The sequence below is a fragment of the Tumebacillus algifaecis genome (assembly GCF_002243515.1).
In the GTDB taxonomy this organism is placed as follows: Bacteria; Bacillota; Bacilli; order Tumebacillales; family Tumebacillaceae; genus Tumebacillus_A; species Tumebacillus_A algifaecis.
The window spans coordinates 1,254,056-1,279,961 of record NZ_CP022657.1 but is presented as its reverse complement, the minus strand read 5'-3'; the positions used below and the strand labels follow the sequence as shown (position 1 = coordinate 1,279,961).

Genomic DNA, 25,906 nt, shown 5'->3' with positions numbered 1-25,906 from the left:
CATGTCTCGCAAGCTGTATTATGAAGACGCGTATTTGAAATCCTTCACCGCCGCTGTCGTCGAACACGGCGTCGAAGAAAATGGCACACCGTATGTCGTGCTCGACCAGACCGCTTTTTATCCGGTCGGCGGCGGCCAACCGTGTGACCTCGGCACCATCAACGGTGTGGCGGTAGTCGATGTTGAGGAAGTGGACGACCGCATCCTGCATCGCCTCGCCGCACCGCTTCCCGATGGAAATGTCATCTCGGCCGAACTGGACTGGTCGCGCCGTCGCGACCTGATGCAACAGCACACCGGACAGCACATCCTGTCGGCCGCGTTTGAAGACCTGTTCGCAGCCGAGACGGTCGGCTTCCACCTGGGCCGCGAAGTGACGACGATCGATCTGACCGTAGCTGAGCTGACGCAAGAGATGGTCGAGCAAGCCGAAGCGGTTGCCAACCGCATCATCTTCGAAAACCGCCCGATCGAAGCACGCTTTGTCACAGCCGAAGAGCTGGCCGCAATGCCGCTTCGCAAACCGCCGACCGTGACCGAAAACGTGCGCATCGTGTCGGTACAAGACTTCGACTACTCGCCCTGCGGCGGCACGCACTTCGCACACACGGGCGAAGTCGGCCCGATCAAAGTGCTGTCCTGGAGCAAATATAAAGGCAACACTCGCCTCGAACTGGTCTGTGGCTGGCGCACCCTGCAAGCGATGACCGACAAGCAGTTGATCTTGAAAAATCTCTCCCGCCAGCTGACTTCATCCGAAGCGGACCTGCCTAGCAACGTCGAACGACTGTTGCAGGAGAAAAAGGAACTGGACAAACAGTTGCAAGAGAGCAAGGACAAACTGCTCACGACAGAAGCGCAGGAAGCGTTGCAACATGCGATTGTTCAAGACACGCTGAAGATCGTAGCGCTGACGCTTGATGGCCGCACGATTCCCGAACTGCAAAAGCTCGGTCAGCACATCACAGCCCAAGAGCCGAACGCCATCGCGCTCCTCGTCACCTCTGGTGACAAGACGCAGCTCGTCTTCGCCCGCGGTGCCCAAGTACCTGTGAAGATGAACGAACTGCTCAAAGAAACGCTGCCCCTCATCGAAGGCAAAGGCGGCGGCAACCCTGACACCGCACAAGGCGGTGGTTCAGCGAACGTGGCGACCGCAGACGTGTTGCAACACGCGTTGGAACTGCTCCAAGCAAAATTGACCTTGGTATAAGAAAAATCCGGTGCCGCACAGGCATCGGATTTTTTATTAGACCGCCTGACCACCGACCCTCCTGTGAACTGCCACCCAGTCCCCCTTCGGCCCTTCGGTCGTTTACATCAGCCCCTTGACGAATCACGCACATCTAGGACGATACAACAAAAAAGCCGCCCGATAAACGAGCGGCTCTAAGTCGTTGGTTTAGAAACTTTCTTCGTAAATCGCCAGCACTTCTTTGACATCGAGCTCACGGGTAGCAGGGATAAACGCTTGCCCGCGACCGCCGACGCGCACCGACTCTTCGGCCATCGTCGCCAGCATCTCACGTTCGATACCAAGGTCGCTGAGCTTCAGATAGACGTTCATCGACTTAAACCAAGCGATCACCGCGTCGATCGTCTTTTCTGCTGCAACCTTGTCATCCAGCTCCGTCACGCCAAAGCAGTTTCGCCCCATGCGCGCCAGGCGATCCGGTCGATCGACAGCCACGCGTTTAAAGTAGGCCGGTGCCAAAATCGCCAGACCGCGCCCATGCGAAATATCATAAAAAGCCGACAGCGTATGCTCCATCTGATGCATGGGGAACGAACCGCCGCGCCCTGCCCCTGTCAGGCCGATCAGCGCCAGCGTCGAAGCCCACATCAAGGCGGCGCGCGCCTCATAATGGGTCGGCTCTTGTACGGCAATCGGACCGTTTTCCACAGCGGCGCGAATCAGCCCTTCGGTCAGGTGATCCTGCACCAACGCGTCATCCGCACCAGTCAGATAGGCTTCGTACAGGTGGGTAAACATATCGACCGCACCGTCCGCCGTGTATTCAGGAGAGACGGTAAAGGTCAACTCCGGATCGATGATCGTCACTTTTGGGAACAACGCAGGGCCGGAAAATCCACCCTTTTCCTTCGTCTCTTCATGCGTCAACACGCCGCCGTTGTTCGCTTCCGACCCGGTCGCCGCAAGCGTCGGGATCGTCATGATCGGCAACGCCTCTTGGACGGGAAGCAGTTCACGCCAACGACCTGTCTGGTTGCCCGCTATGTATTCATGGCTCGGATGGCCGCTCAGCGCCACAGCCGCGATCGCTTTGGCCGCGTCCATCGGCGAACCGCCACCCAGTCCGATGATCAGCTCGCACCCTTCCTCACGAGCGATCCGGCCGCCTTCATCAACGGTGTGCGTGCGCGGGTTGGGCTCGATTTTATCAAAAACCACCACTTCCACGCCCGCCGTTTCCAGCGAATTGATCACTCGCTGCAAGACGCCCGTCTTGCGCGTCGCCGTGCGCCCGGTGACCAACAGCACTTTGCCTGCCATTTTGGCCGCTTCCGCTCCAGCTTTTTCGACTTCGCCGCGCCCGAAAAGGATGCGCGTCGGCATACTCAACTGAAAGTTCAGCATAGAATCTCCTCCTGTCCTATTAAGTATATCATACAAACAAAGCAGGCCAGCTATTCCGATCACTACGCTATAACGTGCAGTAATCGTTTTACGAAGACCCCGATAAATCGCTCCGTCCCTACCTCCATAACGCTTGACAAACTCCACTGCGAACCGTCAGCGAAAAAGAGTGGTTTTCCTCCGCTTGGACACACTAGCGATAAAGGTTTGGCTACTGTTCCAGAAGGAGGAAGTTCGATGGCAGTTTCACGGATGGCACTCTTCACGTGCTCAGCTCTCTTTGCCGCATCCGCCCTGCTTTCCGGTTGCGGAAAAAGTGATGCGTCTCAGAGCGGACGGGCCGGTATTCAACAGGTAGACACTGCTGCAACCACATCGCTTAGAAAAAGCGATTACAAAGCGTTCCAAGAAAAACTGTTTCAGCAGTTGAACTTGCCGGCCGACACGAAAAATCAATTTCGCATCTTGGAAACGAAAAACTCGGCAGCCGGGACCTACGTACTCTACTCCCTGCCACGCAATGACGGACTGGCCTTTGCCGGACGCCAAGCTGACGGCTCGATCGTCGTGCATCAGGCGCGCTGGCCGCTCGCCGTCACCGATCCCAGTCAAGATTTGATCGTCGTGCGCGCCATTCCTCCGAACAACGGGATCAACGCTCCTTATGGTGTCTTGGCCGGGCGCGTCCACAATCCGTTTATCGAAACGGTGGAAATCAACTACCGCGACGGTCATCGAGAGCGCATCGATGTTTCGCACAAGCGCGGTTTCATCGCGGTGCGCAAAGCGTTCGACACGCGCTTCGTCCAAGTGCGCGGCTACTCGACCAACGGAACACCGTACTGGGAGATCGACACGCGGTAAACGAAAAAAGAGCACCTGTCCACATGGACTGGTGCTCTTTTGCTGTCTGCCCGCCTACGCCAGCAGATCCTCATATTTCGAAAGATCGTACCCTTTTTCGGTCAAAAACTTTTTGATGCGGTCGCGGTCCGCTTCTTTTTTCGCACCCGCGATGATGTAGCCGCGCAAAACGTCCTCTTCGGTAACCGTTTCATGGCCTGCTTGCTGCGCTTCCGCAAAGATTTGTTTCTCGATCATCTTCTTTGCCATCGGGCGAGCAAAAAACGGAATCGGGCTCAAAAGTTCATCGAGCAATTGTTTCGACTGGTCTGTGTAATTCAAAAGGAATTCCTCCTACTAATTGATTCCCTCCTAGTGTAACACAAATTACCACCTTACATCCTGCACAAGAAGTTGATATACGCCGCCACGGCGAATTTTTCCCGAGCGAGTAATCAGGTTGCGCAAGGCCACAACACCTGTCACCGACACCCGATCACCGTTTGTCAAACCGCGGGAATTCGGCCCCAGATTGAGAAATAGCTCCGTCAGTTCAACTTCGCCCACCGATAGCGGTGTGCGAAGATCGATTTTGGCCAGATAGACTTCGCCCGCTTCTTCGACGCTCTGGTAGGACAGCGGGTCGCTTACCAAGATTCCCTCCACGTGCACAAGTGTTTCGTTCATCTCGCTTCCCCCTCTCTCTTTCATCGTACTCCTGCCGATCAGCCAGCGTCAAGAAAGAGGCCTACATCAAAAAAAGACCAGAGGATCGTCCTCTGGTCTTTGTGGCTGTCACATCGCTTAGAACTGGCGACCGTATGCACCGCCCATGCCGTGCAAGTTCGACATCTGGTTCATCACCGATTGGTTCACATTATCATATTGGTTGCCACGATACATCGTAGACGGATAGCTGCTCGGACCTTCTTGCTCATAGATGCCCGCATCTGCCTGCATCACTTGTCGGAATGCACCTTGGTTCACCTGGCCTTGATTGGGCTGGCTCATCATACCTTGGCTTGCGAACCCTTGATTCATCATGTTCGCCCCACCATAGCCGCCTTGCGAGCGTCCGTTAAACAGGGAGTTTTGATGGATGCGATGTGTTTCTTGCGGGAAACTGCTCATTTGCGACTCGCCGCCCTGATAGAGCGAGTTTTGATGAATGCGCTCGAGTTGCGCTTGGTTCACGCCCTGCATCCCGCCATACGCGCTTTGGTTGCTATAGCCTTGGTTGTACATCTGCTGTGCGCCATATGCGCCGCCATAGCTTTGCAGTTCCCCTTGCGAGCGTCCTTGGGAAAGCGATGCCTGCTGAATGCGCTGCAACTCTTGCGGGAAACTGCTCTGCGATTGACCACCGTAGATCGAATTTTGGTGGATTTGATTCAATTGCGCTGGGCTCACCCCTTGTTGCAACCCGTACCCTTGCTCGCTATAGCCACTTTGGTTGTACGATTGCTGCATGCCAGATGGCCCGCCATAGCCCGCTTCGCTTTGTGCAGCCCGTCCGTTGAAGAATGACGCTTGCTGGACGCGTTGCAGGTCTTGCGGGTACGCGTTGCTCATCTGCGATTGTCCGCCAAAGATTGAGTTTTGCTGGATGCGCTCAAGCTGTGCTGGGCTTACCGATTGCTGCATACCGCCATATGACGGATTGCCATAGCTTTGATAGCTTTGATTGGAAAACGCTTGGTTGCTTGCGCTTGGGTAGGCATATTGCTGACCCCCGTAGCCGCCCGCGTGCATCCCCATCGCACCACGCAGCGGATTGGCTTCTTCACCGGAGATGGTCGCTTGCTGAATGCGCTGTACATGTGCATTTTCCAACTGAGAGTTGCCAGAAAAGAGCGAGTTTTGATGGATTTGATTCAGATGAGCTTGGTTCACTCCTTGCTGCATCCCACCAAAACCTTGATTGCTATAGCCTTGGGAAAAGCCTTGCTGACCGCCTTGCGGTTGATTCGTATACATGTTATCACCCTCCATGTCTGATGCTCCAAATATGTACCATGCGATGCTTCCATCACTCAGTATGTACAAGGCGAATCGTCATATTCATAAATCGAACAGAAAAAGCACCCCGGAAATTACCGAGGTGCTTGCAAGGCTTAGAAGAAAAACAGGCTTAAAAACCAATAGGTCAGAGCTGACAACACCGCTGTGATCGGCAAGGTGATGATCCAGGTCATGACGATTTTGCCCGCCACGTCCCATTTCACTTTGTTAAAGCCTTTCGCAGCACCGACCCCCATGATCGCAGAGGAGATGACGTGTGTTGTCGAAACGGGCAATTTGAACAAAGTGGCGACCAAGATGACGATCGAAGAGGTGAAATCGGCCGCGAAACCGTTGACCGGCTGAATCTTGATAATTCCGCGTCCCACCGTGCGGATGATCCGCCAACCGCCGGAAGCGGTACCTGCTGCCATCGCCAGCGCCGCCGCAATTTTGACCCACAGCGGAATGTCGTTAGTCGTTTGGAAATCACCTGCGATCAGCGCAAACGTGATGACGCCCATCGCTTTTTGTGCATCGTTGGTGCCGTGCATAAACGCTTGGAAGGCTGCCGAGAAAATTTGGAACGTGCGGAAATTGCGCGTCATTTTCGCCGGAGCAAAATTGCGGAACAGCCAAAGCATCGACAGCATGATCAGAAAACCGAGCACCAATGCGATAATCGGGGAGAAGATCAGCGACTTGATGATCTGCAGAAATCCGTCTACATTGACGGCCGAGAATCCGGCTGCTGCGATGACCGCGCCGACAAGCGATCCGATCAAGGCGTGAGAGGAAGAAGACGGAATCGCAAACCACCACGTCGCCAAGTTCCAGATGATCGCCGACAACATCGCGGCCACGACGATCCACATCCCGTTGTTGAGCACAAACGGGTCAGCAATCCCTTTCCCGATCGTCTTCGCCACCCCGGTAAAGGTCAGGGCACCAATCAAGTTCATCGATGCAGCGAGCACGATCGCCATGCGCGGAGTCAACGCTCTGGTCGAGATCGAGGTGGCGATGGCGTTTGCCGTATCGTGAAACCCGTTGATATAATCGAACGCCAAAGCCAGAATCACAACGGTAATGATCAGTAACAGGCTGCCGTCAAGCATTTTTCAAGACGACTCCTTCTACCAAATTGGACACGTCTTCACAGAAATCCACACCGTCTTCCAACTTCTCGTAGATCTCTTTCCATTTGATCACGTGGATCGGGTTCACCTGTTCATCGTTGAGCAGTTTCGCCACCGCGCGGCGGTAGATCTGGTCAGACTCCAACTCCCATTGTTTCATGCGCTTGGTCAGTTCTTTAATCCGCTCATATTTTAGTTCACGCAACGCGTGAATCAGCTTGACGAGTACGGAGGTTGCACCTTCCATCGCTTTGGAGAGCGCGAGCATTTCGGGCGTTACCGAACCGATTCGATAGAGCACGCAGCGGTCTGCTACACCGGTGATGATGTCGAGCACTTCGTCGATCGTAAAGGCCAATGCCGAAATGTCATCGCGCTCTATCGGCGTGATGAAGGAAGAGTTTAACTTTTCCATGATTTGACGGGTGATCGCATCGCCTTTGTGCTCGATTTCTTGAATGGCATCAAATTTCTTTTCCACATCGGTGTAATTTTCCATCAGCTCGAGAAATGCCTTCGCGCCGCTGTACAAGTTGTTCGCTTCCTGTTCCAGCAGGTCGAAAAAAACATCGTTTTTCGGTCCAAAACGCAACATAACGAAGATGCCTCCTTGTAAAAAGGTCAAGTTAGTTTTCGCAAATTTGATAGAGAGAATGTAACGCCTTCGTAAAACCTTTCTCATTATCATCCTGTCCCAGACGTTTGACAAGACAAGAACGAACGAAAAACGAGACTTTTACACAATCTTAACATTTAGGTCACCATTTCGACGAAAACGAAAAGCCTCTACGGAAAGAGTTCCCTGTGATGCCTGCCTGCATTCTTGGAAACACTACCTGCGACCATAAAAACTGTGCATGAACTCCCACATTCGAGGTGAGCATCCCATGATCAGAAAGCGAACCCGATTGTTCGCAGGATTGCTACTGTCGCTTGCTCTGCTCCCCGTGCCGGGAGCAGGCGCTGTCCAGGAAGACCCGACGGCTGAACAGACATTGGAACTCGCAACGTCCGCCCAATTACAAGATGAAATGCCTGTGCTTCATCATGTGGAAAAAGTGACGAAGGTACCCTGGTACTACCTCGCTGCGGTCAACCAGTACGAAATGGGAATTCATTGGAAGAAAAACAAAGACATCCCGAACAAATCTGCCATTCAAATTGAGGTCCCGACCGAAAAATGGAGCGGGCCGGTCAATCCGAAGCAGGAAGACAACAACCCGGTGACGATCAAAATTTTCGGCGGGATGGGTTTGGATGGCAACAAAGACAAAGCGGCCGACCGCACCAACCCGGAAGATGCGCTGTTTGCCATGGCCAAATGGCTGGGGGCAGATGGCACCCATGAAGAGGCGATCCGTCGCAAAATCTGGGACTATTACCAAGACGGCATCGTCGTGGACCGAATCACAGGCTATGCTCGCATCTTCCGTGAAGCTGGCACCACCGATATTCATGGCAATTCGTTTCCGATTCCTAAGCGCTACAACTACTCCTACCGCTCAACATGGGGCGATCCGCGCGGTTGGGGTGGACGGCGGATTCATGAAGGCTGTGACATCTTTGCCAACCAAGGCACCCCGGTGCTGTCCACCGCCACAGGTGTTGTGGAGGTGATCGGCTGGAACCGTTTCGGCGGCTGGCGCATCGGCATCCGCGATCTGAACAACATCTATCATTACTATGCACACCTCGCCGGTTTTGACAAAGGGATCAAACGCGGTTCGATCGTGAAGCCGGGCCAAGTGATCGGCTATGTCGGCGCCAGCGGATACGGTCGTCCTGGCACGTCGGGCAAATTCCCTCCGCATCTGCATTACGGGATGTACCGTGATACCGGGGCCCGCGAGTGGGCGTTCGACCCGACGCCGCACCTGCGCAAATGGGAGCGCGAAATGCGCAAGAAGAAACGGTGATGTGAAACAGCCACCTTCGATCTGGTGGCTGTTTTTTGTGGGCTCAAAAGGGCGCAAAAAAGCCTCTCCCCATACGTGCAGAGAGAGGCTGCCCCACCTTAATCGGTCGATCGTCTACTCATCTTCCCCGTTGCGCATCGACGCATCGTGCGTCGGATGCATAAAGGGCGCCGCCACAGGGCTCCACGTCCCATTTTGCAGTTCGAGATTCTCACGGCGCGTTGTGCCAAGGTCATGATCGTTATCGACATATTGATCCCCGGACATGATCGCAGGATCGACATCACGGCTCCAATTGTCGAGCGCAGTATTTCGCCACGGTGCTTTGGTTGCATCATTATCGATCGTGCGGCGATTGGTCGCCTGGGCGCGTCGCAAGATTGCCTTATCCTTCTCCATGCAGGATCACCTCCGTGCTTAGTGTCTCCAAAGGGAAGCTCCCTACTCCGAATAAGAAGCCAGTCAGGCTCAAACACTGACAATACTCGATTCGGTGCGATGAAAGGGGGATTTCCCATGCGCAACATGCCAATCATGCGCTGCTTGGCACCACTGCTCGTCTTGACGGGCTCCCTTTATCTGCTCGATCTGCCCGGACTTGCCGCACCACCGCAGACCCCGCTCCCAGCGCACCCACAAAAGCGTCTGCTTGTGATCGCCCCCCATCCTGATGACGAGTCGCTGGCGGGCGTTGCTCTGATCCAAAAAACGCTACGAGAAGGCGGTATCGTGCAAATCGCCGTCATGACCAATGGCGATGGATTTCGCCGCGCTGCTGCGAAACGCTTTCGCGTCTCCCACCCCCAAGCGTCCGATCTGTATCGACTGGGGCTGGTTCGTCAAGCGGAGGAATTGGATGCGATCAAGCGGATCGGGTTACAGGAGCAGCAGGTTTTGTTTCTCGGCTATCCTGATGCCGGGTTGCGACACCTGTGGAGCACACATTGGAGCAGGCAGACGCCTTATGCTGGGCTAAACGGGTACAGACAGGTGCCGTATCCACGCTCCTACAGTAAAGGAAGTCCCTACAGCGGCCAAGCGGTGACAGATGACTTGCGGCGCATCTTGACCGAGTTCCATCCGACCGACCTGCTCTACCCTGACCCGCACGACGTGCACGGCGACCACTGGGCGACATCCGCCTTCACCCAATATGCGCTGGCCGGACTGCCCATCCAGCCAAACGAGTGGACCTACCTGATCCACTACCCCCAGTTTCCCAAGCCGCGGCGCTACCGTCCGTACCGCTCGTTGCGCCCACCGGACCGATTGCAAGATGTCGGCATCCGCTGGCATCATCTACCGCTCCAGAATGAGGAAATCGAGCAGAAGCGCTCCGCCATCTTCGCCCACCGCTCGCAGGTCGATGTGATGAAAAACCTGCTCAGCTCTTTCATCCGCAAAAACGATTTGATCGGAGACTCGACAATTCCGGAGCTGCTCGATGTGGGCAAACAGGTTGAACTTGTCGATCCGATGGGCGACCAATCGGGGGAGGATGCGGTTGACATTCGTAAAGTGACGTTCGCTCGCACCGCCGAGCAATTGCGAATCCGCATCGATCTAACTCGGGCGATAACGGCTCAACACCGCTTCACCGTTCGCTTGCGCCTGCCCGATGCCGAAGCGGAAGATCCGTCTCAAATCGAAGTTAAATTCGAACATCAGAAATTAAGCCTTAGCAATTATCCCGAGTTAAAGGGTCAGATTGATCAGAGTATCACTTGGCACAGTCATCACAACCAACTTCTGCTCCAAATCCCAATCTACCCCTTCCAAAAGAATCATAGCCTGCTGACAGAAACGGAAGTAAACCTCGGGAAGTCGGTAGATCGCACCGCTTGGCAACGCCTTTATTTATAAGCGTTTCTCGTCAAAAACATGATCAACTTGGGTATTTGTTTTACATCAATTACCATTCACAACTAACCTACACAACCATTACTTATTCTCAGAAACTTTTTGCTTATATAATAAGAAAAATTGATATAAAGTTTACTTTGCCCTTTATTCGCCTCCCCTAAAGTAGTAAAATGTGTCTAGAAAACAGCACAGATGGGGGTATTTTTCATGTCTTTAGGGCAGAAAATTCGCGAACTTCGCATAGTGAAAGGACTGACGCAAAGTGATCTCGGTTCGGGGCTGGTCACCCCCAGCATGATCTCCCAAATCGAGTCAGATAAAGCCAATCCGTCTTACAAAGTGCTCGAAGCAATAGCAGAGAAATTGGAGACGCCACTCGAATTTTTTCTAACCGACATCCAAACACAACTTGAGCAGACCAGCGCCCATAAAGTAGCCAAAGCGCTACTTTCCTCCCACAACTTCGAACGAGCCGTCGGTCTGTTAGAGTCCTTGTTGCAAAAACCTTCCTCCAACTTGAACATCGTCGAAGTCATGTCCGACCTTGGCGAATGCTACTTGAATTTAGAGCGATACGATGAGGCGGTCGCACAGTTCGACAAAGTGCTGGAGATCGCCAAAAGCAAGGAGAACCCGACAGCGGCGCTACAAGCTTTAAATAAACTGGGAGTGATCGAACAGCGTCGCCAGAAGTACCATCTGGCGATCTACCACTGGCGCACAGCTTTTGAGCAGTTCGATCTGCTGTTGCAGCCGGAGCCGTTCTTGCAGTCGCAGGTGCTGACCAATCTGGGGACAATTCATTATCAATTGGGGGAATTCCAAGAAGCGCTCAGCTACTATGAAACCGCCTATCAGTTTCTGGCAAAGAGCAGCCACTTTGAACAGATCGGCTTTACCTACATCGGCCTCGGGCTTTCGTACAAACGAATGAAAGAATATGAAAAAGCATCCGAGTATTCACAATATGCGATCGCGATCTTTGAATCGCTGAAAAATATCAAGCTTTCGATCGATGTGAAGAAAAACTACGGCATTCTCAAAAGTGAAGAAGGACAGATCGAAACAGCCCGCGAGCTGTTTTTGGCATGCATCGAAGAGTATGAAAAACATAATTACATGCTCGATGCGGCTTCCGTACTTGGCGAGATTGCCCGCTTATATTTGAAAGAGCAACGTCTTGACGAATGTAAACTGACTTGTCAAAAAGCGCTGGCAACGATGCCTGCGACCACGATAGAAGCAGCCCCGATCCTGCGCACGCTCGCCGTTGCCGAAGATCTGCTCGGCCACCGAGAGCGAGCGATCCAAGCGACGGAGCGCGCCATCGCGATCTTCTCGAACAACCAATTGCTCAGCGAACTGGCAGAAACCTACTCCCTGCTCGCCGATCTCTACCAGAAGGCTGACAATTTCGTCAAAGCGAATGAGTGCCTGTTGAACATGAAAAACGCGCTGAATGAAAACTTGAAAGAGCGGGGCATCATTTTGTAACTTGATTATTTTTTAATCTAACAATTGCCACCCGACAAAATTTTGTGATAAATTGGGCTTGATTCTGCAAACCAGAACAGCCCAAATTTTTTTATTTAAAGGAGTTCACCTCGATGTCCCTTCCCCTGAAGAGTCTGTCTGTTTTCACCGCCGCCTGCCTGCTCTTAGCCGGTACGTCTCCGCTCCAACCTCAGCCAGTCAGCGCGCAAACGGCTGAGCAAGCGGCTGAACTGAGCGAAGCGGATGCCGTCCTGAAAGCGCGCTCCCTGTTGAAACTGTCCGAGCGGGATGTCCAATTGGAGTTGGCCGAGTTGCATGAGTTTGACGTCTTCTCCGATCTGCCTGCACGGAAAGTCTGGTTGCTCACCTTCATGCAGGAGGAAAAGTCGATCTACGTCGCGCTCGATGCGAAGACCGAGGAATTGATCGTTTATCATGCATCGGCACCTGAGCCTGCGGAGGAGGTATCTTTCCATTCGCCCAAGGCTGCGCGTCAAGCTGCCGTTCAATTTTTGCAAGCTACAGCACCGCACGAATTCGAGCAGACGGTTGAAGCAAACGGAGACTACGCTTGGGGCTATGAATACGAATTTACGTTTGTCCGGACGGTGAACGGCCTTCCCGTTCATGATCAGGGCCTGTCCGTTTCGGTCGCTTGGGATGGTTCGGTCGTTTCCTATCTAAAAAGTTGGGAACCCAGCATGCAATTTCCGCGTGCAGACGGTGTGATCTCCGAAGACAAAGCGCGTCAGATCTTTCTCGACAATCTCCAAATGCACTTGGAATACAGCAGCCATTATGAAGGCCGCCCGGAACTGATGTACCGCCCATACTTTACCGATCGTTTTGCCATCGACGCCAACAGTGGTGACCTAGTGAATGAACCGCTGTTCTTTTGGCCAGCCAACGTGCCTCCGAACATCGAACCGCTGGTCAAGAGCGGCCCGACAGCACCACCGCAGCTCACAACAGAACTGAGCCACGAACAGGCGCTGTCGATCGTAGACGAACTCGACTTGCTTCCGGCCAGCGCTACCTACATCCCAGCAGAATATGCGGAGTACGAGGATGGCGAGTGGTTCCTCAAATACGAATCAAAAGATGGCGAGCAAGAGCAATCGATCGTCACCCACATGATCCGTTTGAACGCCTCCACCGCAGAATTGGTCGAATATTACCAGTATGCCTCCAGCGCTGAATCTGGTGCTGAATCGGAAGAGGAAGAAGCAAGCGACACGGAGCAGCCCGACCTCAACCTGATCGAGTCAGAACGCCTGCTCGAACTGGCTGTCAGCTATGCCAAAACGCTTTTTCCGCACCGCACAGGTGCGCTGGCCTTGCAAACGAATCGCGATTCTACGATGTTCGAGTTCCTCTATCTCGTCAATGGATTGCCCGCTTCTGACACCTCTTTACAACTGACTTTGCACCCTGAAACCGGGCGCGTGCTCGAAGTGATGCAATACTTCTCCGAAGCGCAGTCCTATTCTTCGGCACAGCCAGTTCTGACAGCCACAGAAGCTAAACTTCACTATTCGAAACTGCCGCTTCTGCTCTATTATGGATACGAAGAAAACGAAGCTGGAGAGCGAATTGGCAAGCCCAGCCTGCGCTATCGCTTTGCACAGAATACGCCTGAGTACGTCTATGTCAATGCGCAAAATGGTGCTCTGGTCGGGCTGATGAGCAAAAATGGCGCCCGCCTCGCTGCCGATATTCCAGGCCATTGGGCGGAAGCGGCGTTGACTCGGTTTGCAGAACAAGGACTGCTTCCAAGCGATCAGCTGTACGTCCATCCCGATGCACCCATTCAGCGCAGCACCCTGATCGAACTGCTGATCGGTCATCTGCAACCAAACGCCTTCACCGATCAGACCGAGTGGTATGCGGATGTGACCACCGATCATCCCAACTTCTTTGCGATCAACGCAGCCGCACATCTCGGCTGGATTGCCAAGGACAAGAATTTCCGCCCCGACGATCTCATCACGCGCGAAGAGTTGGCCGTCCTGATCAGCAAAGCGGCCGGTCTCGATGCCAAAGCGCATCAACAGGACGTTCTGCCCTATGCTGATCGTAACCGCATCGCTTCCTGGTCTTACGGAGCGGTCGCGCTCAGTGACAAACAGGGCTGGATGCGAGGCTACGACAATCGCTTCCGTCCACAAGATCACCTCACCCTCGCTGAAGCGGTGAGCGTTCTCTACAAGTTGGACCATGAATAAAAACGTGCCGTCCCATCGCGGGGCGGCACGTTTCTCATTCCTCTACTCCTGCATGTGATGGAGCGCTTTGTTAGTCAGTTGCTTATAGCGCCGCCCATATCGCACGACCTCCTGCACGAAGGTCGCGTGCGACCAAGTCAGTGGCGCTACCGAAAGCGGTGTGCCGTCGAAAGGATGCAACTGCTCGGGAAGCACTCCGCTGTCGATCCGGTGACGGAGCGCCCAATCGAACCACGCTTTCGCCTTGTGCAAATCTTCTACCGTCTCCGCTCGTTCGATCTCCCATGCCGCCTGCCACAGTGTACAAATCACCCACGGATTGCCCGGTACTTTTTCGATCTCATCCGACTTCTTAAAATACTGATCGTCCGTGTAGCGAGCCACCCCACCAATCTCCGTTTTGACGCGCAGACCTGCCCAGACCCGCTCCATCGTCGCTTGCAAGCGCGGGTCGTCCGGCGAGAGAATGTCAAATTGAAACAGCCCGCACAAGCTCGATTCCAGTGTCTTGTCTTTGATGATCTCTCCGTTTTCCCCTAGATAGACCCCGCGCAAAAAACGTCCGATCGTCGGATCGTACAAATAGCGATCCAAGCCTTCGAGCAATCGTTCGGCAGTCTGTTGCATCTTCAGCGCTCGCTTGGGATCGCCAAATACCTGAGCAAAATTGCGCACCGCGCGTAGCCCGGCGATCACCGTCGATACTGTAAACGTAAAGATGCCGCGCCGCTCTTCCCACAAATCATAGCTTTCGAGCGGCAGTCCCAGATGCTCATACTGATACTCCGCCAGAAAATCGCCCGCAGGCTCAATGAGCGTCGTGTACAGCGACTGAGCGAACTCCACATCGCCATAGCGCTGGTAATGCTCCCACAGCGCCCAGATCACAAGTCCCGTCTCATCCTCCTGAATCGGCAGTTGTGGCTCGTTTCCTTGCAAGTAGGGATGCCACGATGAACCGACCGAACCGTCCGGATTGTATTTGTGCAGCAGAAAGCCACCTGCCGTCAGCGAGTCTTCACAGAAACGGAAAAAGCGATTGGCGATCCGCTCATACCCTGCCTCGCTCATCGCATGAGCGATCAGCGCTCCATCGCGCGGCCACATGTAGGAATAATGGTCGCGGTTGTACTGCAAAATGTCCGTATCATTGGCGGCGATGATCGCGCCGTTCGCATCTGACAGCGTCTGCACCAGCATCAGTGACAACTGGTACTGGTCGATCACATCTTGGTCGAGATCGCCAAACTCCTGCTCCGCTTGCCGCAACCACTCCCGCCAATACGCATCGATCTCCGAAAAAAGTTGCGCAGGCGAGCGCTGTAGCACCCATCCGTTTAATTCCTTGACCTCGGGAAATGTGCGCCCCACACAGATCCAGTAATACAGCGTCTCTTGCCCACCGCCTGGCACAAACATCTTAAACGAGACCGTACTGTCCACCGAGCCTTGTGCGATCGGGTTTCCTTCCAGCGTCCCGTCCTCCGCATCCTTCCATGTCCCCTGCAACGATTGAAAACGCTTGATCCCGGTCGAATATTCGAACAGCCCGCCCAGATGGGTAAAACCGTTGATCAACAGATAGCGATTGCGCTTGTAGTGATAGACCGCGTTTTGCACCGGATCATAGACGGCCGTATCTCCGATCTCCGTCTCATCGATGCTATAGTCATGCGTGAAAAAAACGCGTATTTCGCGCTCGCGATCCTGTGTGTTGCGCACCCGAACTTTTTTTAAATAGGCGTTTTTCTGAAAATGTACAGCATCCTCGATGTATAGCTCCACGCCCAGTCGCTCATTATGCGCAAGCACGTCTGTCACCAAAGTGCCGGAGCGATACGAGTTCGTGATCACCCAGTCTGGTTCGTCACACCAAGTGAATTGTCCGTCCACATAGACGCCGAGCGAATTGCGGTTGCCTCCGATGTGGTTGAGCTGTCCGACATACGGATAGTACAGGTCGCGCATGTTCGTTCTAGCATCAAATCCGATAAACATGTGCCCATTGCCGATCACCAGCGAGCGTGGCATTACTCCCGCCCCCTTACGCTTACCTTTTGAAAGTCATGAATCTTTTTCGCATAAAAAAAGGCCAACTCTTCAGCGCGCTGTTCGGTCACGCCTTGCGCGAACACTCGAAACAACGGCTCATCCGAATCGGGCAAAATCAAGGTCCAGCCCCCTTCTTTGTACACTTTGATCCCATCGACCAGTTCCACCGTCTCCGCTTTCATCTCCTCGATCAGCAGGCGCATCACTCGGCCTTTGTCCTCCCACGGGCAAGGCACATCGCGACGGAGCATATGAAAATGCGGAATCGACGCGACCAGTTCGGACAGCGTCAATTTGCTCAAAGCGAGCGTCTCAAGCACTTTGAGCAGCGTGTAGAGCGCATCGAACTGGAGCGGGAACGGTTGATCTTGCTGTGGCTCCAGCAAAGCGCGCCGATTCGCTTTCGTCCGCACAGCCTGAGCGCCAAATTTTGCGGCGAGCGTCTCGACGATGGTCGGGGCCGTGATTGGCACCGCCACCTTCTTACTGCCGGCGATCAGTTGTAGCAACGTTTGCAGAGCAAGCAATCGATCCGCTTCGATCACTTGAATGCGGTCGGTGATCAACGCGATCGCTTCGCCGTTGTCGTCCAGGCGCACGCCTAGGTGGAAGCCGCCTGTGGATACGACGTTTTGCAGTTCTCCCTGCGACGCTTCGAAAGTGTCGATCCACTCAACTTGGCAACTCAACCGCTCCAACAGAGCGGGCACGAGCTTAGCCCAAGGATGCAAGTCAGCCTGTATCGCCACGCGAAACCGCTCTCGCCCTATCCGATCAGCATCGACCTGCTTGATCAGTTCGGCAAGATAAGCATCTTGCAGTCCTGCCCACATCTCACCGCGCCCGATCTGCGTCAGGTTGGCCCGGCGAAAATCTTCCTGCCAATAGGCGTTCTCAATTTTGCGCTCCAGGCCTTTGTCGATGTTCAATCCGTTTTGGTCGAACATCTCGATCAACACGCGATCATCGGTCGATGGCCCATAGCGTCTGACATGGATCCCTCCATGCGCTTTGAGCGACCGCACCGCATAGCGCATCATCGGCGTCGTCGCCATCCCACAGCCCACCGTGTTCACCCCAGCCGAATGCAGACCTGCCGTCAGGGCGCCTTTGATCAGACTGGAAAACGGGTCGTGGTCACACGAGATCGCGATCAGTGCGCCAAACGGCAAGGTCGCACCAAGCGCGGCCGCCAATCGTCCCGCAAAATCGGGCGTCATCTCCACATTGCCAATCCCTTGCACGCCATGTAAGCCAAACAGGCTTTTCTCCAACTTTTCGCCCCAGATCAGCGAGGTGTGCGCCGTCGTGCCTTCCTGTACGCTTTTGCCCGGCCACAGCTTGACCTGTGGCTTGACGACCGATTTGGCGCCAAGCGAGCAGGCGTCCCCGATCACCGATCCTTCGAAACAGGCAACATGGCTTTGTAGCTTGGCTCGTGAGCACAACGTGGCCCCGCGCAGTTCGACTCCCTCGCCAATGTAATCCCTATCCCACAACACCGAGCGCTTCAGCGACGCACCTGTCTTCACCACGTTGCCAACACCGAGCACCGTATAGGGGCCGATGTGCGCGCCCGATTCGATCGTCGTATCGTCACCGATATAGCAGGGTCCTTCCAGCGTAACACCTTCTGCCAGTTGTGCATCCTGTCCGACCCACACTTGTGGTGCAACCTGTGCACCTGGAATCGTACAGTTCACCTTTCCGTCGAGCATATCAAACTGCGTCTGGCGATACTGCGCCAGATTGCCGATGTCCGACCAGTACCCATCGGCCACATAGCCGTACAGGTCATGCCCCTCTTGCAGAAGTTTGTGGAACAGGTCTTTGGAAAAATCGAACTCCTGTCCCTCCGGAATCATGTCCAGCACCTCTTTTTCAAACAGGTAGATCCCGGTGTTCACCGTATCGGAGAACACTTCCCCCCATGACGGTTTTTCAAGAAAGCGAACAATTCGCCCGTCTTCCGCGGTGATCGCCACGCCAAATTCCAGCGGGGACTCGACTCGGGTCAAAATGATCGTCGCCAAAGCCTCTTTTTCACGATGGACGCGCAACGCATCGAGCAGATGAAAATCGGTCAGCGCGTCGCCAGAGATGACGAGAAACGTCTCGTCGAGAAATTCCTGCGCATTTTTGACCGACCCGGCTGTGCCAAGCGGCGATGTCTCTTCAAAATAGACCATGCGCACACCGTGCTCCGATCCATCGCCAAAATAGTCGCGGATTTGATCGGGCATATATTGCAGTGTCACCGCGATCTCCGCGACGCCGCTTCGCCGCAAAAGGTCGATCGTATAGGCCATACAAGGCAATCCGAGCAAAGGCACCATCGGCTTTGGTTTGTTGCAGGTCAACGGCCTCAACCTACTTCCTTTCCCACCCGCGAGAATGACAGCTTTCATCCGATCTCCCTCACTTCCTGCACCTGCTGTTGCAGGGCCTGTTCATAGACAAGAAGCGTCCCCCGCGCGATGGCAGGCCAACTGTACGAATCGATCACCTTCTGCCTTCCCCGCGCCGCTACCTCTGCTGAGTGTTTGGGAGCTGCGAAGATCTGCAACAGCGTGTCGCACAAACTTTCTGGGTCACCTGGCTCGACCAGCCAGCCGTCGCGACCGGGCTCCACGATTTCCGCCAAGCCTCCCGTGCGCGAAACAACGGTCGGTGTTCCCACCCCATCGCCTCCAGTGCCACGATGCCAAACGGCTCATAGAGGCTGGGAAAAACGGCCACATCGGCCGCGCGAATCAGTCGGTTGCGCTCCTCATCTGTCACGAATCCCAGAAAGTCCACATGTCCCGCGATCCCTAAAAACTCGGCCTGCTCTCGAAGCGCCTGAAGCATCGGCCCTTTGCCTGCGATCACAAATCTCGTCTCTTGATGTCGCTTGAGCACTTCTGGCGCGCTCGCCAACAGCACCTGTACACCTTTTTCCGGCACCAGCCGCCCGACGAAGAACACCGTTTTCGCTGTGCTGTTTTTCACTTGCGCCAACAGCTCAACTCCGCGCGACAGTTCGACTAAGTCAACGCCGTTTGGCAACACATGCAATTTGTCAGCTCCCACGCCATAGATTTCGCTAAGTTCGGTCAACATGTAAACGGAGCAGACGATCACCACAGCCGACTCCTGCACCAGACGGCGTTCAATCTCAAAAATCTGGCCTTGGAGCGGATCATGGATTCCCTCGTTGCGCCCATATTCTGTCGCGTGAATCGTGGCCACCAGCGGCAATTCGGACCGTTCTGACAGAAAATGTGCACACTCGGCGGCCAACCAATCATGGGCATGAATCAGATCGAACGGGCCGTACTCCGCCAAGACCCGGCCGCCCAGCGCCCCCATCCGAATGTTGAGCAAGGCGGCCCATCGCACAAACTGGTCAGGCTCATAATCGGGCGCTTGCACGCGATGCACATGCACCCCTCCCACTTCTGCATACTCTGGCGTCCCCTCCCCGTGGCACGTCACGACATGCACCTCGATGTTTTCGGCCGCCATCGCTCGCGATAGATCATAGACATGTCGCGCCAACCCGCCAACGGTGCGCGGTGGAAACTCCCAAGACAGCATCAACACGCGCCGTTTGGGCTGAACGGCTCCGCTTTCTTCCGGTAAAAAGTGGCCCAGTTTCAGCTCCGGGAAAATTGGGGTCGCCGCTTCCCACTCGGCAAGCACTCGCTCTGGCACTGTACCTGCCCCGATCAGATCGGCTAACCGTTCTGCTCGTGCCAAATGCTCGGTCGTACGGCGCACCCCGTATTCGGTCGTCGTGCCCATCGTCATCATGAACGCCCAGTCGCTCGCTTCGGCTAACAAGATTTCGCGCGCCAGTTGCCAGAGCGCACGACGAAAGCCTGACTCCTCCGGAGCGCCTTCCATCCGTTTCGCCTTGCGCAACATCGCCGCAAATCGCTCTTCCAAGCGGTGTAAATGCGGATAAATCCAGTCGTTCGTCTCATTCAGCCACACATCAGCATAACCGCCCCGCCCCCAAGAGGACATCTCAAGCGTTGCCCGAAGCGCCTCTGGAAACTGTTCCAAATAGGCGCTTGGCGTGATCAGCCCAAGCTCCATATCGATCATTTCGATCGCCACTCGCTCCAGCCACTGCGGCCCTTCAAACCACCAGTGGCCGAACAGCTCCGCATCATAGGGAGCTGTGATCAGCGGCGGTCTCTCGTCTCCTGCGCTCGCTATGCTGGAGCGCACGCGCTGTAGCCTGGAGGAGATAAAATGTAGCGCATGCTCCTTGCATTTTTGCGCCGCCCATTCTGGTTTGTAAAATTCTTTTTGTTCGCCCGCGCCTGTGACCCGGTGGTATTTGATCCCGGTGTTGACGCGGATGCCTTCGGGATGAATGTAATCGCGAACATAGTCAAAGGAAAGGTCAAATCCAATATCACGGTAGTATTCTCGATAGTCGGGGTCGCCCGGATAGCCTGTGATGGAGCTCCATACCTGCTGCGTCGCTTCCGGGTCGCGCCCCAGCGCATAGACTTGAGCCTCCTTTAGCAACAATGGTCGATCGAGCGAGTGCTCACCAAATGCGTGCGCATCCACGCAAAAATAGGTCAGCCCCTGCTCCGCCAGCATCTGTTCAATGCCGGGCAGATACCCGCACTCCGGCAACCAGATCCCACGCGGTCTGCGGCCGATGATCGCCTCATGCGTCGCACAGGCGATCGCAATTTGCGCGCGGCGCAACTCGCCACGCCCGATGACCGGCAGAAACCCATGTGTCGCTCCGCAAGTCAACAGTTCAAGCTGACCACTGGCTTCTAAATCGGCCAAGCGCTGTACCACATTGCGTCCACAGCTTTCAAATTGATCGAGCAGCCCACGGTATCTGGCGTAGTACATCCGAGCCAGATTTTGCATCTCCGGCTGATGCACCGTGCGCACCAACTCTTTTTCGGTCAGCTCAATCGTCTTTTTCATGTGTTTTACATACCGTTCGGCCATCTCCACATCGGTGAGCAGCGTAAGGAGCGTCGGCGACATAGTCAGCGCAAAGGCAAACGGCACATCGCTCTCCCGCAACCGTTCGAACATGGCGAGCAGTGGCAAATACGTTTCTGACAACGCTTCAAACAACCATCGTTCCTCCAGCGCATTCGCTCGCTCCTCATGACGCACATAAGGCAGATGGGCATGCAGAATCATCGTCAAATATCCTTTTTTCATTCCCAACCTCCTTACGTCACACGGTAGATCGAATAGGAGCTGATGCAGTCTGGACGCTCCGCGCGCGACGCGGCTCTACCTGTTGCCCCCGGCATGCGCAGCTGGGTCTCATAAAGTGGTAGAAACGCGCCGCTCAGTTCGATTCCATACTCCACTCGAACCTGCGCGCCAGGCATGAGCACCTCCAGAAAAGCAGTGCCGTAGTCCGCACTGCACGTGGTCATGCGCGCCACTTTCGAGCCGTCACAGATCCGCAACCGTCGCGGAGCCGCTTTCCAGTCGCTCGGAAACTGGCGCAAAGCGATCGTCTCCACCGCTGGTCCTTCCGCCCAATGCACCCAAATACGATTTTTGTCGAGGGCAAGCGCGATCAACCGATCATCGCGGTATCGCTCTTGCAGGTGATCACGATCCTGCTGCAACAACGAGATCCACTCCTTTTGCTTCCTGCGATTGGACAATGAATCTCTATTTTTTTATGAACGGCCCTTTTGAAAAAGAACGGTATATTGTCAAGCGTGCCTCCATAATGTGAAGTAAGCGCAGAGGGAAATTGCGCAAAACCTTATCACAAGGAGGACGATCGAGAATGACGAAGGTGTATGCTCGTGTAGCCGGTTGGATTTTCCTGCTCATCGGGCTTCTCGGGTTCTTCATGAATGACCTCTTCGGACTTATCCAATTTGATACGACACACAACATTGTTCACTTGGTCCTCGGGGTGCTCGGGATCGCTGCCGGTCAAAGTGTGACCTGGTCGCGGCTGTACGCGCAAGTGTTCGGTACGATCTATGTGTTGCTCGGGATCCTGGGCTTCTTCCTGCCCGACCTGCTCGGTTACCATCATTTAGAGGTGACCGAAAACTTGGTTCACGTCATCTTGGGAGCATGGGGACTTTACGCCGTGCTGGGAGCAACAGAAAAAGCCAGCGAATAGCGGCTGGCTGGCAACGCATACTAAAGGCTGTCCGGTACTCCTAGGGCAGTCTTTTTGTATTTGCTTGCATCCCACTCAAAAAGGAGGCGGCTGCTCGATGAAGATCTGTGATCTCATGACCAAAGAAGTGATCACCTTGAAGCCAATTCACACCTTGCAGGAGGCAGCGAAGTTGATGTGTGACCTCAACGTTGGTGTGATCCCGATTGCGGAAGAAGGGGACAAACTGCGCGGCCTCATCACCGACCGCGACATCGTTGTGCGTGCGGTCGCCAAAGGCGTCGATATCAAAAGCGCCAAGATCAATGACTACATGAGCCCCAAACTGGTGTCGATCAACCCGTCCGAAACGGCACAGGAAGCGGCTAAACTGATGGCGGAACACCAAATCCGCCGTCTGCCGGTCGTGAAGGAAGGACACATGGTCGGCATTGTCTCCATCGGCGACTTGTCGGTGGTTGGCATCCATGAAAATGAAGCGGGCTTTGCGCTGTCCGAGATTTCCACACCGTCCCAGCCACAGCTGTAAAGGCATAACCCACAGCGTTTTCGGCATACTAAACGCTGTTGGGAGATGCCTCCCGCAGTCTTTTTCATTCCAACTCATGAGGAGGGCGATTCCATGAAGATCCGTGAACTCATGACCTCTGACGTTGAATCCTGTTCGCCGGAGGATTCGTTGCAACAAGCCGCACAAGTGATGGCAGACATCGACGTTGGGATCGTGCCGATCGTTCGCGACGGCGGGTACCTCCAAGGTTGCATCACCGACCGTGACATCGTCATCCGGGCGGTCGCAAAAGGCATGGATATCAACTCGACCCACGTCGAGGAGTGCATGACGTCAGGGGTGATCTCCTGCTCACCCGAGCAAACTGCACAAGAGGCTGCACAACTGATGGCCGATCATCAGGTGCGCCGTCTGCCTGTCGTCGAAGAGGGTCGTCTGATCGGCATCGTTGCGATCGGGGATCTTGCGGTGCAAGGAGCATCGGACGAAGCAGCGGGCTTTGCACTGAGCGAAATCTCCGAATCGACGCACTCTGGAATACACTGATCAAAGCCTCCACTCGTCTGTCAAAATGGACAAGGCCCAAGCGTTGGGTCTTGTCCATTTGCATATCCATAGGTACACTTACCTAAAGGAGGGAATGGCGTATGACGATGGACCGCAAAAAGTTCACATTCTGGCTTTTCCTCAGCCTCGCGTGGATGGCACTCATTTTTTACAAATCAGGACAAGCTTACGGCGAACAGGATCTACGTCCGCTGTTGCGAAAATTGATCAGCGAGGATACGTTGCTCTTTCTGCTGCCCAACCTCGAATTTTATTATGACGGTGCGCTTGTCTCCTACAAAGATCCCTACTCGATGCTCGAGTTTATCATTCGTAAAGCTGCGCATGTGACCGAGTTCTTGATCCTTGCTCTCTTCTATTGGCGCACGCTTGCCGCCACGACGATGCGGCGATGGAGCGCCTTGCTTTGGACTGCGCTGTTGGCGGTAGGCTATGCTGCGTCCGACGAGTTGCATCAGTCCTTTGTGCCAGAGCGCACCGGGCACGCCATCGATGTGTATGTGGACTCGATCGGTGCGTTGTTGCTCGTGCTCTGGGTCATTCTGACCAAACAAAAAACTCTCTCAAGATAGTTTGAGAGAGTTTTTCCGTTTCTCGTATCAGCGTTCTTCATCGGTCATCAAGCGGACAGAAGGCACGGTTGCCCGCGTGACGCGTCGGTCAGCCAGCCACGCCGTTTCGATCACAGCGAGCATGTCTTTCATCGGAACGTCTTGCATTCCATGGGCATCACATTTGTTCAGCAAGTATTTGACCGCCTCATTCATCTTGGCCGGCCCATCTTCCGTTTGGTGCACCGTCTCCGCGTAGGAGAATGCTTCCTGTCCGAGTTGTGCAAGCAATTGTCGGTTCTGCAACAAAGTCTTTGCCTCATAGAATTGGTCCATGCGTTGTTTCAAGCCTCGAAGCAGGAACAGACCGACGAGGACAGCAATTTGTAGCACGATCGACGCGCCGTCTTGCAACATCCCTAAGATCTGTTCTGTCATTGCTTCTACTACCTCCCGCTTCGCATTAAGTTGTAAAAGCGTACCAGCACCGTCGCCAGCTCTGCTCGCGTCACCGGCTGATTCGGACGCCAAGTTCCATCCTCGTAGCCTGTCATCACGCCCCAGTCGATCACTTGCCGAATCGCTTGATCCGCCCACGCGGGCCACTCTTCCGGCAGATTGGGCGCGGGAGTTGGCGGCTGTGGCGTCGGCTTGCCGGGGGCGTTATAGGGTAGATTGAAGATACCGCAAATGGCCCGCGCCGCGCTTTCTGCTGCTGCCACCTGATGGTCGCGGGTCGCCATACGGCGCGCTTCGTCCGCATTGGTAATGAAGCCCGATTCTACGAGCACCGCATTCATCGACGTATCGCGCAGCACTTGAAAATCGCCGTAATACACCCCCCGGTTGTTCTGCCCGGTGGCCGGTGCGATCGAGTTGACGATCCGCTCGGCCCACTGCTGGGTCGTCGTTCCGCGTGTGGCCGGATGAATCCATACTGCGACACCATTCACGCTGGCCGAGGTGGCTGCGTCGGTGTGCCAAGACACAAACAAGTCAGCTTTCGCCTCATTGGCCACGCGGGCGCGATACGCCAAATCCTGCCCGATCGTCCCATTAGGATTGGGCAAGGTGTCTGTTGTTCGCGTCATGATCACGCGAATGCTGCATCGTTGCAACGCCTCGCAAAGCAAAATCGCAACCGGCAAGACGAGGTCCTTCTCTTGAAACCCATTTGCTACAGCCCCTGGATCACTGCCTCCATGCCCTGGATCAATCACGACTAACGGCACTGCCCTCACTCCCTTTTCAGGACATTTTCGTGCTAGCATATGTGAACGGCGCTGCTGGTGTGAAAAAGCGCCCGCAAAGAAGAATGCGGGCGCCTGATAGTTACTCATCGTTATTTAGTTACGTGGAACACGCGCACACCGATGCCACGCAGATCTTCCGTGATCGCATCGACATCAGCGTCAGGTGCGACCTTGAACGACACGCGGCGGTATCCGAAGTCCGCATCATCATCGAGGACGAGCAGACCGAAAATGTTGGAGTATTTGCGAACGACATCTGCAAACTTGAGCAGTGAGCCTTGCATTTCCGGCATGGAGACGGTCAAACGAATCCCCGGTTTGTGCATGCCGAGCGCGTCGCGCAGCATTTCAAAGTTAGCGCTGTGCGTCACGATGCCTGCGAAGCTGTTGTCATCGTTGAGCACGGCGATAAACGGAACACGGTCGATCGCGCTCAGCAGGTCTTCGATGCTGCCCTCTTCGTGGATCGTCGCGTTTTTGTTAACCGTAATCGTTTCCACTTTCGTTTCGCTCAGGAATTGCTCCTTATCGTAACCGCTTTCAAAAAAGGATTTGTGTACTTCTGCGTAGCCGACCATCCCGTGAAACACACCGTCAGCTACAACCGGAATATGTTGGAAGCCGCAGGAATCAAGCGTTGCCAGCAACTCTTTCAGACTCGCCTGCGGTTCGATGGTCACAACTTTATGTGCTTCTACTTTCAGTTGTTGTACAAACACCTATGACATCCCCTTTCTTCTCTCTTCTCCTATCCTATTCGGC

At 54.6% G+C, this 25,906-nt stretch carries 24 protein-coding genes; 10 read left to right on the top strand and 14 right to left on the bottom strand.

Features of this window, described 5'->3' with window-relative positions:
- Nucleotide 1: 1 nt before the first annotated feature.
- On the top strand, nucleotides 2–1,213 hold the full coding sequence (locus tag CIG75_RS05790) for an alanyl-tRNA editing protein (protein WP_094235808.1): 1,212 nt from the start codon (nucleotides 2–4) through the stop codon (nucleotides 1,211–1,213).
- Nucleotides 1,214–1,402: 189 nt separating this feature from the next.
- On the opposite strand, the gene CIG75_RS05785 is transcribed toward CIG75_RS05790, so the two are convergent.
- A complete protein-coding gene (locus CIG75_RS05785) occupies nucleotides 1,403–2,599 on the bottom strand; it encodes an iron-containing alcohol dehydrogenase (RefSeq protein ID WP_094235807.1) in 1,197 nt (398 codons plus the stop codon).
- 237 nt (nucleotides 2,600–2,836) lie between these two features.
- Here CIG75_RS05785 and CIG75_RS05780 point away from each other — a divergent pair, with 237 nt between their 5' ends.
- Entirely contained in the window at nucleotides 2,837–3,463 is a 627-nt protein-coding gene (locus CIG75_RS05780) for a hypothetical protein (protein WP_094235806.1), read from the top strand.
- 54 nt (nucleotides 3,464–3,517) lie between these two features.
- Here the strand turns inward: CIG75_RS05780 and CIG75_RS05775 are convergent, their stop codons facing one another.
- The 5 genes from CIG75_RS05775 to CIG75_RS05755 all read right to left on the bottom strand — a co-directional run bounded on the left by CIG75_RS05775 (nucleotide 3,518) and on the right by CIG75_RS05755 (nucleotide 7,177).
- Nucleotides 3,518–3,784, bottom strand: coding sequence for a DUF2621 family protein (locus CIG75_RS05775; protein WP_094235805.1), 267 nt, complete (start codon nucleotides 3,782–3,784; stop codon nucleotides 3,518–3,520).
- 45 nt (nucleotides 3,785–3,829) lie between these two features.
- Complete coding sequence (locus CIG75_RS05770) at nucleotides 3,830–4,129, bottom strand: hypothetical protein (protein WP_094235804.1); 300 nt, start codon at nucleotides 4,127–4,129, stop codon at nucleotides 3,830–3,832.
- A 117-nt stretch (nucleotides 4,130–4,246) separates the two neighbouring features.
- Nucleotides 4,247–5,419: a hypothetical protein gene (locus CIG75_RS05765; protein WP_094235803.1), complete on the bottom strand. Its 1,173-nt coding sequence runs from the start codon at nucleotides 5,417–5,419 to the stop codon at nucleotides 4,247–4,249.
- Between the two features lie 137 nt (nucleotides 5,420–5,556).
- A complete protein-coding gene (locus CIG75_RS05760; protein ID WP_094235802.1) occupies nucleotides 5,557–6,561 on the bottom strand; it encodes an inorganic phosphate transporter in 1,005 nt (334 codons plus the stop codon).
- Nucleotides 6,554–7,177: a DUF47 domain-containing protein gene (locus CIG75_RS05755; RefSeq protein WP_157729409.1), complete on the bottom strand. Its 624-nt coding sequence runs from the start codon at nucleotides 7,175–7,177 to the stop codon at nucleotides 6,554–6,556. Before CIG75_RS05755 ends, CIG75_RS05760 begins: the two co-directional genes overlap by 8 nt.
- A 292-nt stretch (nucleotides 7,178–7,469) precedes the next feature.
- Between CIG75_RS05755 and CIG75_RS05750 the strand changes: the two genes are divergently transcribed.
- Nucleotides 7,470–8,498, top strand: coding sequence for a M23 family metallopeptidase (locus tag CIG75_RS05750; protein ID WP_227874369.1), 1,029 nt, complete (start codon nucleotides 7,470–7,472; stop codon nucleotides 8,496–8,498).
- A 114-nt stretch (nucleotides 8,499–8,612) separates the two neighbouring features.
- Here CIG75_RS05750 and CIG75_RS05745 read toward each other — a convergent pair whose 3' ends face one another.
- Nucleotides 8,613–8,897 (bottom strand): DUF3905 domain-containing protein, encoded by a 285-nt coding sequence (locus CIG75_RS05745; protein WP_094238349.1) that lies wholly within the window; start codon nucleotides 8,895–8,897, stop codon nucleotides 8,613–8,615.
- A 117-nt stretch (nucleotides 8,898–9,014) separates the two neighbouring features.
- Here CIG75_RS05745 and CIG75_RS05740 point away from each other — a divergent pair, with 117 nt between their 5' ends.
- The 3 genes from CIG75_RS05740 (at nucleotide 9,015) to CIG75_RS05730 (ending at nucleotide 14,080) form a co-directional block, all read left to right on the top strand.
- Entirely contained in the window at nucleotides 9,015–10,361 is a 1,347-nt protein-coding gene (locus CIG75_RS05740; RefSeq protein ID WP_157729408.1) for a PIG-L deacetylase family protein, read from the top strand.
- 207 nt (nucleotides 10,362–10,568) lie between these two features.
- Nucleotides 10,569–11,855 (top strand): helix-turn-helix domain-containing protein, encoded by a 1,287-nt coding sequence (locus CIG75_RS05735; protein ID WP_172844418.1) that lies wholly within the window; start codon nucleotides 10,569–10,571, stop codon nucleotides 11,853–11,855.
- Nucleotides 11,856–11,968: 113 nt separating this feature from the next.
- On the top strand, nucleotides 11,969–14,080 hold the full coding sequence (locus CIG75_RS05730; protein WP_094235798.1) for an S-layer homology domain-containing protein: 2,112 nt from the start codon (nucleotides 11,969–11,971) through the stop codon (nucleotides 14,078–14,080).
- A 42-nt stretch (nucleotides 14,081–14,122) separates the two neighbouring features.
- Here CIG75_RS05730 and CIG75_RS05725 read toward each other — a convergent pair whose 3' ends face one another.
- The 4 genes from CIG75_RS05725 to CIG75_RS05705 all read right to left on the bottom strand — a co-directional run bounded on the left by CIG75_RS05725 (nucleotide 14,123) and on the right by CIG75_RS05705 (nucleotide 21,750).
- Nucleotides 14,123–16,111, bottom strand: coding sequence for a glycoside hydrolase family 15 protein (locus tag CIG75_RS05725; protein WP_094235797.1), 1,989 nt, complete (start codon nucleotides 16,109–16,111; stop codon nucleotides 14,123–14,125).
- The gene (locus tag CIG75_RS05720) at nucleotides 16,111–18,540 is read right to left on the bottom strand and encodes a sugar phosphate nucleotidyltransferase (protein ID WP_094235796.1); all 2,430 of its coding nucleotides are present in this window, start codon (nucleotides 18,538–18,540) and stop codon (nucleotides 16,111–16,113) included. The genes CIG75_RS05725 and CIG75_RS05720 overlap by 1 nt, the downstream gene beginning before the upstream one ends.
- A 118-nt stretch (nucleotides 18,541–18,658) precedes the next feature.
- Nucleotides 18,659–21,304, bottom strand: coding sequence for a 1,4-alpha-glucan branching protein domain-containing protein (locus tag CIG75_RS05710; protein ID WP_407701285.1), 2,646 nt, complete (start codon nucleotides 21,302–21,304; stop codon nucleotides 18,659–18,661).
- Nucleotides 21,305–21,336: 32 nt separating this feature from the next.
- Nucleotides 21,337–21,750 (bottom strand): hypothetical protein, encoded by a 414-nt coding sequence (locus CIG75_RS05705; RefSeq protein WP_094235794.1) that lies wholly within the window; start codon nucleotides 21,748–21,750, stop codon nucleotides 21,337–21,339.
- A 164-nt stretch (nucleotides 21,751–21,914) separates the two neighbouring features.
- On the opposite strand from CIG75_RS05705, the gene CIG75_RS05700 reads away from it, so the two are divergent.
- The 4 genes from CIG75_RS05700 to CIG75_RS05685 all read left to right on the top strand — a co-directional run bounded on the left by CIG75_RS05700 (nucleotide 21,915) and on the right by CIG75_RS05685 (nucleotide 23,912).
- The gene (locus CIG75_RS05700) at nucleotides 21,915–22,262 is read left to right on the top strand and encodes a DUF4383 domain-containing protein (RefSeq protein ID WP_094235793.1); all 348 of its coding nucleotides are present in this window, start codon (nucleotides 21,915–21,917) and stop codon (nucleotides 22,260–22,262) included.
- Between the two features lie 97 nt (nucleotides 22,263–22,359).
- Nucleotides 22,360–22,791, top strand: a complete 432-nt coding sequence (locus CIG75_RS05695; RefSeq protein WP_094235792.1) for a CBS domain-containing protein — start codon at nucleotides 22,360–22,362, stop codon at nucleotides 22,789–22,791.
- A 93-nt stretch (nucleotides 22,792–22,884) separates the two neighbouring features.
- A complete protein-coding gene (locus tag CIG75_RS05690; protein WP_094235791.1) occupies nucleotides 22,885–23,319 on the top strand; it encodes a CBS domain-containing protein in 435 nt (144 codons plus the stop codon).
- A 101-nt stretch (nucleotides 23,320–23,420) separates the two neighbouring features.
- The gene (locus CIG75_RS05685; protein ID WP_094235790.1) at nucleotides 23,421–23,912 is read left to right on the top strand and encodes a VanZ family protein; all 492 of its coding nucleotides are present in this window, start codon (nucleotides 23,421–23,423) and stop codon (nucleotides 23,910–23,912) included.
- A 27-nt stretch (nucleotides 23,913–23,939) separates the two neighbouring features.
- On the opposite strand, the gene CIG75_RS05680 is transcribed toward CIG75_RS05685, so the two are convergent.
- From CIG75_RS05680 to CIG75_RS05670, 3 genes are all read right to left on the bottom strand, one after another.
- A complete protein-coding gene (locus CIG75_RS05680; protein ID WP_094235789.1) occupies nucleotides 23,940–24,329 on the bottom strand; it encodes a phage holin family protein in 390 nt (129 codons plus the stop codon).
- 8 nt (nucleotides 24,330–24,337) lie between these two features.
- Entirely contained in the window at nucleotides 24,338–25,123 is a 786-nt protein-coding gene (locus CIG75_RS05675; RefSeq protein WP_172844417.1) for an N-acetylmuramoyl-L-alanine amidase, read from the bottom strand.
- 110 nt (nucleotides 25,124–25,233) lie between these two features.
- Entirely contained in the window at nucleotides 25,234–25,863 is a 630-nt protein-coding gene (locus tag CIG75_RS05670; protein WP_094235787.1) for a CBS domain-containing protein, read from the bottom strand.
- Nucleotides 25,864–25,906 lie beyond the last annotated feature (43 nt).